Here is a 10,610-nt window from a genome sequence, read left to right on the forward strand (position 1 = left end):
CTCAGGGATTGAGGGCGGCGCAGGTGGTGTGCGTTCAGGGCGTGCGGAGTATCGGCGCGGTCTCGCGTGCCTCCCGGCCTTGATCGTCCCAGCCACCCCCTCGACGAACGCCGGTCGCGCGGCGGGTCGAGGGGCCGGTCCCGGCCGGGCCGCACGGGCAGGTCCGAAGGGGAGGTCTCCAGCGCCTCCGGCGCCGCGCCCGCGGCTACTCCGCGCGCCGCGGCGCGACGCTCACCGTTTCAGCGAGCGCTCCGCCGCGTCGTCGATCTTCGTCTGCCAGAGCGTCTCGCCCGAGCGGAAGGAGGCGCGGCCGATCATGTGGGCGGCGACCGGGGCGGTGATCAGCAGGAAGAGAATCGTCGCCACGGCGCGCGTGATGGTCGCCGTGTCGCCGAAGTGCACCGCCACGCCCGCGAGGATGAGCCCGGAGCCGAGCGTCCCCGCCTTGGTCGAGGCATGCATCCGGATCAGCACGTCCGGCAGCCGCAGCACGCCGAGGCCGGCGACGAAGCAGAAGAAGCCACCGAGCAGCACGAGCACGGCGATCACGATCTCGGTCATCGCGGGCCCTCCCCCCGGTCGTCGCCCGAGCGGGCGTTACGGGTCACGCGCCGCTCGACGAAACGCGCCAGCGCGACCGTGGCCAGAAAGCCCACGAGCGCGAGCACGATCGCCACGTCGACGAAGGCCGCGTCCCCGGCGCGGATCGCGTAGAGCCCGCAGAAGGAGACGATCAGCACGTTCATCATGTCGAGCGCGACCACCCGGTTGGGCAGGCTCGGCCCCTTGATCAGGCGCACGAAGGCGAAGGCCACGCCCACGACCACCATGACGAAGGACACGTTGACGGCGGTTTGCAGAATATCCATCGGCCTACTCCATCGCCTCCTTCACCCAGCGCTCCATGCCGCCCTTGAGCTGCGCGCGGATCGCGTCCGGGTCGTCCGCGAACATCGCGTGAATGAAGAGCGTCTTGCGATCGTCCGTCACGTCGAGCGACAGCGTCCCCGGCGTCAGCGAGATCAGGTTCGTCACCAGCAGGATGGCCATTTCGTCCTCGACGTCGAGGGGCATGGCGATGACGCCCGGCCGGGCCTTGGTGCTCGGGGTGATGACGTCCCAGACCACGGCGATCGAGCTGACGACCAGCTCGTATAGAAAGAGCACGCAGAGCTTCACCCAGCGCCAGCCGCGCAGGAAGTAGAGATCGCAGCCCGGAAAGAGCGGCTTGGCGAGGTAGAGCGCCCCGGAGCCGAGCACGAAGCCCACGGCGAGCCCGCCGAGCGTGAAATTCCCGGTGAGCGCCGCCCAGGCGACGGCGAGCGCGATGTTCAGCGCGAAGATGTTCATTGGCCGCCCTCCGGCTCGGCGAGGCCCGGTCCCGCCTCCGCGGCGGCGCCGCTCGCCTCGCCGAGGACGGCGCCGACGTAGGCGGCCGGGTCGAGAAGCTGCGCGGCGGAGCGTTCCGCGAAGACCACGAAGGGCTCGGGGTAGAAGCCGATCACGCATGTCAGCGCCGCGAGCGAGGCGATCGGCACCAGCAGGGCCGCCCGGTCCCGCGCCGGAAGATCGGTCAGCCGCGGCGCGCGGCCCTCGGGGTGCGGCGTCCAGAAGGCCGCGCCCCAGATCTTCGTCATCGAATAGATCGTCAGCAGGCCGACGACCAGCGCCACCGCCGCGATCCAGTAGCTCTGCGCGTCGAGCGAGGCCTTGACCAGAACGTATTTCGCCCAGAAGCCCGAAAGCGGCGGGAACCCGGCGAGCGAGAAGGCCGGGATCAGGAACAACAGCCCCAGAAGCGGCGCGGTCCGGTAGAGCCCGCCGATCGCCGCGAGGTCGGTCGAACCCGCGATGCGCTTCGCGACGCCGGCCACGAGGAAGAGGTTCGCCTTCACGATGATGTGGTGCACGATGTAGAAGACCGCCCCCACGATCGCCAGCGGCGTGAAGAGCGCGAGACCGAGGATCATGTAGCCGATCTGGCTGACGATGTGGAACGACAGGATGCGCCGGAAATCGTTCATCGCCGCGGCGCCGAGAACGCCCGTGATCATCGTCAGCCCGGCGACCCAGAGCAGGATCGTGTGCGTGTAGGCCACGTCCGTGGTGAAGATCAGCGTGAAGACCCGCACCAGCGCATAGACCCCCACCTTGGTCAGAAGCCCGGCGAAGATCGCCGAGACCGAGAAGGCCGGCGTGTGGTAGGAGGCCGGTAGCCAGAAAAAGAGCGGGAAGACCGCCGCCTTCACCCCGAAGGCGACCATGAACATCACCGCCACCGTCACGAGGAGCCCGGGGTTGTCCACCTCCTGCACCGCGCCGTGCAGGTCGGCCATGTTGAGCGTGCCGGTCATCCCGTAGAGCAGCCCGACCGCCGAGAGGAACAGGATCGTCGAGACGAGGTTCAGCGTGACGTATTTGACGCCGCCGTCGAGCTGCTCGCGTCGGCCGCCGAGGATCAGCAGCCCGAAGGAGGCGATCAGCATCACCTCGAACCAGACGTAGAGGTTGAAGATGTCGCCCGTCAGGAACGCCCCGCAGACCCCGGCGAGCAGGACCTGGAAAAGCGCGTGAAAGCCCAGTTCCTCCTTGCGCGCGTCGACGTCGGCGAGCGCGTAGACCGCCACGGCGAGCCCGGTGATGCCGGTGATCACCACCATCACCGCCGAGAGCAGGTCGGCGACCAGCGTGATGCCGAATGGCGCGGCCCAGCCGCCCATCTGCGCGGCGACGACGCCCTCGGCCCAGACCTCGGCCATCAGCAGCCCCGAGGCGATCAGGAGCGCGGCCGCCCCGATCACCGAGAGCCACCGCCCCTCCGGCCCGCGCCGGAAGAGGAAGGCGAGCACCGCGGTGGCGAAGGGGATGATGATCGGGCTTGCGAGGGTCCAGCTCACGATCCGTCCTCCCCGCGCGGCTCGGCCAGCCGCATCTCGTCGGAGTTGAGCGTGCCGAGGGTCTGATAGGTCCGGTAGACGAGCGTCAGCGCGAAGGCGAAGAGGCCGAAGCCGATCACGATCGCCGTCAGCACCAGCGCCTGCGGCAGCGCGTTGGCCACCTGCGCGGCCGGCGCGTCGGCGCCCTCGGGGATCAGGGGCGGGCGCTCCGGCGTCAGGCGCCCGGCGGCGAAGATCGTCAGGTTCGCCGCGTTCGAGATCAGGATCAGCCCGAAGATGAAGCGCAGCACGTTGCGCGCCAGCATCAGATGCACCGACGCCGCGACCATGACGCCGACCATGACGGCGACCAGAAGCTCCATCAGACTTCCTCCTCGAGGGCGAGCACGAGGGTCAGGATCGACCCGAAGACCACCAGATAGACGCCGATGTCGAACACGAGGACCGAGCTCAGCGGCAGGCCCTTGTCGTCCTCCGTGGCGCCGAGAAACAGCCATTGCCCGGTGAAGAAGGCGTCGCCGAAGATCGCCGCCGAGACGCCCGCGGCCAGCGCGACGCCAAGGCCGATCATGGCGATGTTCTGCGGCTCGACGCGCAGCGCGGCGCGCGTCGCCTCGGTGCCGTGGGCGATCGCGTAGAGCACGAAGCCCGTGGCCCCGGTCAGCCCGCCGATGAAGCCGCCGCCGGGCAGATTGTGCCCGCGCAGCAGCATGTAGATGGAGAAGAGCACGAGCAGCGACACGAGGAGCCGCGTCGCGGCGTTGAGGATCACGGAGTTCATCATCTCACTCGCCCTCCTCCTGCCCGGCGCGCGGTGTGCGGGTGCCCCGCAGGAGCGCGAAGGCCGCCAGCGCCGCGATCACCACGACCGCGATCTCGCCGAAGGTGTCGAGCGCGCGGAAATCCACGAGGATCACGTTGACGATGTTGCGCCCGTAGGCCTCAGGCCAGCTCGCGGCCTCGAAGTAATCGGTCAGCCGCCGGTCGAGCCCGCCCTGGAGCACCCCGACGAGCACCAGCGTCACCAGCCCGCCCACGGCGACCGACAGCGCGGCGTGCCACGGCCGCCGCGCCTCGGTGCGCAGGCTGAGCGTGGGCAGCTTCAGCATGGCGACGGCCACGAGGACGATCGTCAGCGTCTCGACGAGGAGCTGCGTGATCGCCACGTCCGGCGCCGAGAACATGATGAAGATCAGCGCGACGCCCACGCCGACGACGCCCAGCGCCGCGACCGCCGTCATCCGGCTGGAGGTGTAGGCGGCGAGCAGCGCGCCGGCGCAGATGAAGCCGAGGATCGCGTAATGCGTCAGCTGCAGCCCCGCGAGCTGCGCGGCGAGGCCCGGCTCGATCGGCGCGAGCGCGTCCTGCGCCCAGAGCGTGACGGCGACCGCCGCCGCGAGGGTCGCGAGGATCGTGACCATGTAGCGCTGCAGCACGCCCGACTGCAGGATCCCCGTCTGCCACGCGGCGAGCGCCTTCAGCCCGTCCAGCAGGCGATCCCACGCCGGGTCGAAGCGGATCGGGCTGATCTCGATCGCGCGGGCCATGCCGGCGCGCAGCCGCCGGTGCGCGGCGTAGAGCACGAGGCCCGCCGCGAAGGTCGCGAGCGACAAGAGGAAGGCCGCGTTCACCTCGCGGAAGAGGTAGAGGTCCACCTTGGTCTCGGCGCCGTAGACCGCCCAGGTCGCGGGCGCGACCAGCCACGTCTCGGCCAGGTCGGACGACAGCCCGAAGACGAGCCCGAGCGCGCCCAACGTCAGCGGGCCGATCCACATCGCCGCCGGCCCCTCGTGCGTCCCGGCGAGCCGGTCGGGCAGCCGCCCGAGGAAGGGCCGCGCCACCGAGATGCCGGCGGCTACGAACATCAGCACGGAGGCGGCGAAGATCGTGCCCGTCACCCAGAGCTGCGCGGTGTCGAGCGCGAGCCCCGCCTTGTAGAGGAACTCCTTCCCAATGAAGCCGATCAGCGGCGGAATGCCCGCCATCGAGATCGCCGCGAGCGCGCCCGCGACGAAGGTCACCGGCATCTTCCGGGCGAGGCCGTGCAACTCCTCGACCTCGCGCGTGCCCGTCTCGTGATCGACGAGCCCGATCATCAGGAAGAGCGCCGCCTTGTAGAGCGAATGCACGACGAGGAAGACCATCGCCGCCTTGATCGCGTCCGACGTCCCCGCCCCGATGAAGAGCGTCAGCGCGCCGAGCGCCATCAGCGTCGTGTAGGCCAGCACCTGCTTGATGTCGGTCTGGCGCACGGCGAGCAGGCTCGCGAAGACGGTGGTGAAGCCGCCCGCGATCACCAGCGCCCAGAACCACGGCTCCGTCCCGCCGAGCGCCGGGTTCATCCGGGCCAGCAGGAAGACACCCGCCTTCACCATGGTCGCCGAGTGCAGGTAGGCCGAGACCGGCGTCGGCGCGGCCATCGCGTTCGGCAGCCAGAAGTGGAAGGGAAACTGCGCCGACTTCGTGAAGGCACCCGCGAGAAAGAGGATCAGGATCGGCAGGTAGAGCGGATGCGCGCGGATCTCGTCGCCCATCCCGAGGATCACCGACAGCTCGAAGGAGCCCGCGACCGCGCCGAGCATGATCATCCCGGCCAGCAGCGCGAGACCGCCCGTCGCCGTCAGCAGAAGCGCCTGCAGCGCCGAGCGGCGCGACTTGGCGCTGTCGCTGTCGAACCCGATCAGCAGGTAGGACGAGATCGTCGTGATCTCCCAGAAGACGAAGAGCGCGATCAGGTTGTCGGCCAGCACCAGCCCGAGCATGCCCAGCATGAAGAGCATGAGAAACAGCACGAAGCGCGGATACTCGGGGTGCCGGCCGAGGTACTGCGTCGAGTAGAGCGTGACGAGCGCGCCGATCCCCGAGATCAGCAGCGCGAAGGTCAGGCTGAGCCCGTCGATCATCAGCGACAGGCGGATATCCATGCTCGGCACCCAGTCGACGCCGAGCAGCACGGTCTCTCCGGCCGCGACCGGCTCGAGGAACTGCGTCAGCCACGCGAAGATCGCGACCGGTATCAGGATCGAGATCCAGCCCGCCGCGCCGCCGTAGACGCGCGGTACCTCCGCTCCGGTTGTCGCCACCAGCCTGTCCCTGTCCCTGCGTCGTTCGGCGCCATATGACGCGCCGGGCGCCCGCATTCAAGAGTTGCGCACCGCCCGACCGCGACCGCGCCGCCGCGAGGTGCGCGTCTGCATCACGAAAGGGCACCCGCGCGCAGGCGCCGGCGCCCGCGGCCGGTGCCGGGGCGGGCCGACGCAAGACGCCGTGGTCCGGGTGGGGGGCGGTGGGCGTCAGAACGTCCTCAACACCCTCGGACCGCAGGCGCCGCGGGCCGCGCCGGCCCTGTCCGGCCCCGAGGGACCGACCGCCGCCCGCGCGCGGATCCGGCGGGCCTGCCCGACCGGACCGTGACCCGAGCGGCGTCGGCCCATCACCCACAGGCCCACCGCGGCGCCCTGCGCCCGCGGATGCGCCCTACCGCGCCCCCGCCCCGCAACTCCGGCGCACGGAGATTTCGGGCTGGAGGCTCACCTGCATCGGCGGCGCGTCGGGGTCGGCGAGGCGCGCGCGCAGGATCTCGACGGCTTGCTCGCCGATGGCGCGGGCGTTGTTGGTCACGGTGGTCAGCGGCGGGAATGAGACCTGCGCCTCGTCGGTGTCATCGATCCCGACCACGGCGACGTCGCGCCCGACCTCGAGGCCCAGGTCGGCGAGCGCGCTCATCGCGCCGAAGGCGACGAGATCGTTGAAGCAGGCGATCGCGGTCGGCGGATCGGACCGCTCCGCCCAGAGCGCCTTGACCGCCGAGTGGGCCTCGAGCCGTTTCGAGAAGCCGGCGATCCAGTCGTCCGCGCCGACCGCGCCGCCGGCCTCGCGGACGGCCTCGCAGAACCCCCGGTAGCGGCCGTCGGCGGTCGTCGTGCCGGGCTTGCCGCCGAGCATCAGGACGCGCTCGTGCCCCAGCCCCAGAAGATGCCGCGTCGCGAGCCGCATGCAGGCGGCGTCGTCGTTGACCACGTGGTCGAGCGTCGTGCCGGGGATCGAGCGCACGATCAGCACGACCGCGCCGCCCTGCGCGCGGAAGGCCTCCAGATCGGCCTCGCGCGTGCCGAGCGCGGGCGACAGTATCAGCCCGTCCGCGTCGTGCTGCAAAAGCGAGTCGATGAAGCGCGCCTGACGGGCCATGTCGTCGTCGTGGCTATTGACGAAGATCGCCTCCCCCGCCTCGGAGAGCCGCGCCTCGGTCGCCGAGAGCATCTCGGCGAGGAAGGGGTGCACGATGTCGTGGAAGGCCACGCCGATGATCCGTGTGCGCCCGGTGCGCAGCGCCGTCGCCGCGCGGTTGCGGACATAGCCCACCTCGCGGACGTGGCGCTGGACCCGCTCGCGGGTCTCGGCCCGGATCAGCGGGCTGTCGCGCAGGGCGAGCGAGACGGTCGCCACGGAGACGCCGAGCGCCTCGGCGATGGCGCGTTGCGTGACGGGAGGGGACTTGCGCTGCGTCATCCGGCTGTCGTCTTCGATCCATCGATTCCGCGAAGATGCCACGGTCGCACCGCCCGGGCCACAGCCTTGCGACGGCTGATAATAAAACGAAATAACGCATATTTAATCGTTAAAATTTTAGCTTGACCGGGGCGCGTCCGCCGCGCAGGCTTGCCCCGACGCCGGGGCGCGCCCCGTGTCGCGCTGTCGCCGACGACGGCAGCTGCAAGAATTCCGAGGGAGGAGACCAAGATGACTGCACCGTTTTCGCTGGGCGCCGCGCTGACCGCGGGCGTCGTCGCCGCCGGCCTCGCCGGCGCGGCCGCCGCGCAGACCGAGCTGCGCTGGGGCCATGTCTACGAGGCCCAGTCACCCTACCACGCCTGGGCCGAGCGCGCCGCCGAGATGCTCGAGAAGCGCACCGACGGGCGCTACACCATCGAGGTCTTCCCGGCGTCCTCGCTCGGCAAGCAGGTCGACCTCGCCGAGGGGCTGGGGCTCGGCACCGTCGACATCATCTACGACGGCCAGTTCTTCGCGGGCCGGCGCTACGGGCCGATGGCGATCGGGAGCGCGCCCTTCATGTTCCGCGACTACGCGCACTGGGAGGCCTACCGCGACTCCGAGCTCTTCGAGGATCTCGCCACGGGCTACACCGACGCCACCGGCGACGACATCGCCGGGCTCGTCTACTACGGCCAGCGCCACGTCACCTCGAACGAGGCGATCGAGACGCCGGCGGACATGGACGGCATGAAGATCCGCGTGCCGAATGCCTCGCTCTACAAGATGTTCCCCGAGTCGGTGGGCGCGAACGCGACGCCGATGGCCTTCTCGGAGGTCTACCTCGCGCTGCAGCAGGGCGTCGTCGACGCGCAGGAAAACCCGCTGCCGACGATCCAGTTCAAGAAGTTCCACGAGGTGCAGGACCACATCACGCTGACGGGCCACATCACCGACGCGCTCCTGACCATCGTGGCCGGGCGCCTCTCCGACAGCATGTCCGAGGAGGATTACGCCACGCTGATGGAGGTGCTCGGCGAGGCCGCGAACGGCGCCTCGGGCGACATCCGGCAGGCGGAGCTCGATCTTGTCGAGTGGTTCCGGGGCGAGGGCACGACCGTGACCGAGGTCGATCGCGCGCCCTTCCGCGAGGCCGTCGCCGAACAGCTGAACGGCCCCGACGCGACCTGGGACCGGGCGACCTTCGACCGGCTGCAGGCGCTGCAGTGATCCGGCCGGGCCGGCCGCCCGTCGCGGCCGGCCCGATCCCGCGCGGAGGGAAACTTCCGCGCCCGGGCCTGCGGGCCCCGCCTCGTCCAGCCGAATGGATCCCTGACATGTCCCAGACCGGTTCCGGGCCCGAGCCCGCGGCGGCGCGCCGGGGCTTTCCCGCGCTCGACGCCCTCTTCGTCGGCTTCGTCTTCTGGCTGCTCGCCCTCGTGGTCTTCGTGCAGTTCTTCACGCGCTACGTGCTGAACGACTCCATCGGCTGGACCGAGGAGATCGCCCGCTACCTGCTGGTCTGCGTCACCTTCGCGGGCGCGGCGGTGGCCGTGCGGCGCAACACGCACATCTCGGTCGAGTTCTTCTACCGCTACATGCCGCACGCCGCCGCACGGGCGCTCTCGACCCTCGTCGATCTGCTGCGCGTCGCGCTCTTCGCCGCGATGACGTGGCTCTGCGTCGCGCTCGCCGGGAACACGCGGCAGATGATGACCTCCGTCGATCTGCCGAAGGCCTATCTCTACGGCGTCGTGGCGGGGTGTTTCGCGCTGATGACGCTCTACGCGGCGCGGGTGGCCTGGCGCCACGCGCGCGATGGCAAGGTCGACGTCTCGCCCGACGTCGCCGCCGGCCTCGAGGAGTGAGGGCGCCATGCTGATCCTCTTCGGAACGCTCGCCCTCCTCCTCGTGATCGGCATGCCGGTCGCGCTGGCGCTCGCCGGGGCCTCGCTCGCCTTTCTCGTGCTGGAAAGCCCCATCCCGCCGGTCGTGCTCATGCACCGCATGATCAACGGGGTGGACAGCTTCCCGCTCCTCGCCGTGCCGTTCTTCATCCTCGCCGGCAGCCTGATGAACCACGCGGGCATCACCGACCGGATCTTCGATTTCGCCAGGGCGCTGGTGGGCTGGATGCGCGGGGGTCTGGGGCACGTGAACATCGGCGCCTCGGTGCTCTTCGCCGGCATGTCCGGCGCCGCGGTCGCCGACGCCGGGGGCCTCGGCACGATCGAGATCAAGGCGATGAAGGAAGGCGGCTACGATCCCGACTTCGCCGTGGGGGTGACCGCGGCCTCCTCCACGATCGGGCCGCTCATTCCGCCCTCGCTGCCGCTGGTGGTCTACGGCGTCGTCTCCTCGGCCTCCATCGGCCAGCTCTTCGCCGCCGGGCTCGTGCCGGGGGTCCTGATGGCCGCGGCGCTCATGGCGATGGTGGCCTGGTACGCGCGGGTGCGCGGCTACGGGCGCGACGCCGGCTTCGCCTGGGCGGTGCTCGGGCGCACCTTTCGCCGCGCGTTCCTGTCGCTCCTGACGCCGGTGATCATCGTGGGCGGCATCCTCGCCGGGCTCTTCACCCCGACCGAGGCCGCCATCGCGGCCTGCGCCTATGCGCTCGTCCTCGGCGGGCCGGTCTACCGGACGCTCACGCTGCGCAAGATCGGCGCGATCTCCCGCGACACGGTCGAGACGACGGCAATCGTCCTCCTGATCGTCGCGGCGGCGGCGATCTTCTCGTGGATACTGACCTCCAACCGCGTCACCGAGATGGTGGCCGAGGCGATCCTCTCGCAGACGCAGAACGTCGTGCTCGTGCTCCTGCTGATCAACGTCGTGCTGCTGATCGTCGGCTTCTTCATGGAGCCGGTCGCCGCGATCACCATTCTCACGCCGGTCCTGCTGCCCGTGGTGGTCGAGCTCGGCGTGGACCCGGTGCACTTCGGCATCATGATGGTGCTCAACCTGATGCTCGGGCTGCTCACGCCGCCGGTGGGGATGGTGCTCTACGTGCTCGCGCGCGTCGCCGACATCCGCTTCGAGAGCGCGGTGCGCGCCACCGCGCCGTTCCTGATCCCGCTCGGCGCCGTTCTGGCGCTCGTCACCTACGTGCCGGCGATCTCCATGTGGCTGCCCGAGCTCATCTACCGCTGAACGCGCACGAAAGGAGCCCCCATGACCGACGCGAGGACGAATTCTGAGGATTATTTGCGGATGTACCGTCAG

The 10,610-nt window shown here is 70.2% G+C and carries 11 protein-coding genes; 3 read left to right on the forward strand and 8 right to left on the reverse strand.

Annotation, left to right across the window (positions count from 1 at the left end):
• Positions 1–231: 231 nt before the first annotated feature.
• The 8 genes from mnhG to DRV84_RS14460 all read right to left on the reverse strand — a co-directional run bounded on the left by mnhG (position 232) and on the right by DRV84_RS14460 (position 7,406).
• Positions 232–561, reverse strand: a complete 330-nt coding sequence (gene mnhG / locus DRV84_RS14425) for a monovalent cation/H(+) antiporter subunit G (protein ID WP_115981951.1) — start codon at positions 559–561, stop codon at positions 232–234.
• Positions 558–869, reverse strand: coding sequence for an MrpF/PhaF family protein (locus tag DRV84_RS14430; RefSeq protein ID WP_115981953.1), 312 nt, complete (start codon positions 867–869; stop codon positions 558–560). Before DRV84_RS14430 ends, mnhG begins: the two co-directional genes overlap by 4 nt.
• Before the next feature lie 4 nt (positions 870–873).
• On the reverse strand, positions 874–1,350 hold the full coding sequence (locus tag DRV84_RS14435) for a Na+/H+ antiporter subunit E (RefSeq protein ID WP_115981955.1): 477 nt from the start codon (positions 1,348–1,350) through the stop codon (positions 874–876).
• Positions 1,347–2,897 carry a Na+/H+ antiporter subunit D gene (locus tag DRV84_RS14440; protein WP_115981957.1) on the reverse strand — a complete coding sequence of 517 codons (1,551 nt, stop codon included), beginning with the start codon at positions 2,895–2,897 and terminating at the stop codon, positions 1,347–1,349. The genes DRV84_RS14435 and DRV84_RS14440 overlap by 4 nt, the downstream gene beginning before the upstream one ends.
• Positions 2,894–3,259 carry a Na+/H+ antiporter subunit C gene (locus tag DRV84_RS14445; RefSeq protein ID WP_115981959.1) on the reverse strand — a complete coding sequence of 122 codons (366 nt, stop codon included), beginning with the start codon at positions 3,257–3,259 and terminating at the stop codon, positions 2,894–2,896. The genes DRV84_RS14440 and DRV84_RS14445 overlap by 4 nt, the downstream gene beginning before the upstream one ends.
• Positions 3,259–3,681, reverse strand: coding sequence for a Na+/H+ antiporter subunit B (locus DRV84_RS14450; RefSeq protein ID WP_239995097.1), 423 nt, complete (start codon positions 3,679–3,681; stop codon positions 3,259–3,261). Before DRV84_RS14450 ends, DRV84_RS14445 begins: the two co-directional genes overlap by 1 nt.
• A gap of 1 nt (position 3,682) precedes the next feature.
• The gene (locus tag DRV84_RS14455) at positions 3,683–5,980 is read right to left on the reverse strand and encodes a putative monovalent cation/H+ antiporter subunit A (RefSeq protein ID WP_115981961.1); all 2,298 of its coding nucleotides are present in this window, start codon (positions 5,978–5,980) and stop codon (positions 3,683–3,685) included.
• A 394-nt stretch (positions 5,981–6,374) separates the two neighbouring features.
• Positions 6,375–7,406 (reverse strand): LacI family DNA-binding transcriptional regulator, encoded by a 1,032-nt coding sequence (locus DRV84_RS14460; protein WP_115981963.1) that lies wholly within the window; start codon positions 7,404–7,406, stop codon positions 6,375–6,377.
• 231 nt (positions 7,407–7,637) lie between these two features.
• Here DRV84_RS14460 and DRV84_RS14465 point away from each other — a divergent pair, with 231 nt between their 5' ends.
• The 3 genes from DRV84_RS14465 to DRV84_RS14475 all read left to right on the forward strand — a co-directional run bounded on the left by DRV84_RS14465 (position 7,638) and on the right by DRV84_RS14475 (position 10,538).
• Positions 7,638–8,618 carry a sialic acid TRAP transporter substrate-binding protein SiaP gene (locus DRV84_RS14465; protein ID WP_115981965.1) on the forward strand — a complete coding sequence of 327 codons (981 nt, stop codon included), beginning with the start codon at positions 7,638–7,640 and terminating at the stop codon, positions 8,616–8,618.
• A gap of 107 nt (positions 8,619–8,725) precedes the next feature.
• A complete protein-coding gene (locus DRV84_RS14470; RefSeq protein ID WP_115981966.1) occupies positions 8,726–9,256 on the forward strand; it encodes a TRAP transporter small permease in 531 nt (176 codons plus the stop codon).
• 7 nt (positions 9,257–9,263) lie between these two features.
• Positions 9,264–10,538 carry a TRAP transporter large permease gene (locus DRV84_RS14475; RefSeq protein WP_115981968.1) on the forward strand — a complete coding sequence of 425 codons (1,275 nt, stop codon included), beginning with the start codon at positions 9,264–9,266 and terminating at the stop codon, positions 10,536–10,538.
• Positions 10,539–10,610: the final 72 nt, after the last annotated feature.

Origin of the sequence: Rhodosalinus sediminis (genome assembly GCF_003385555.1) — a bacterium.
Lineage (GTDB): Bacteria > Pseudomonadota > Alphaproteobacteria > Rhodobacterales > Rhodobacteraceae > Rhodosalinus > Rhodosalinus sediminis.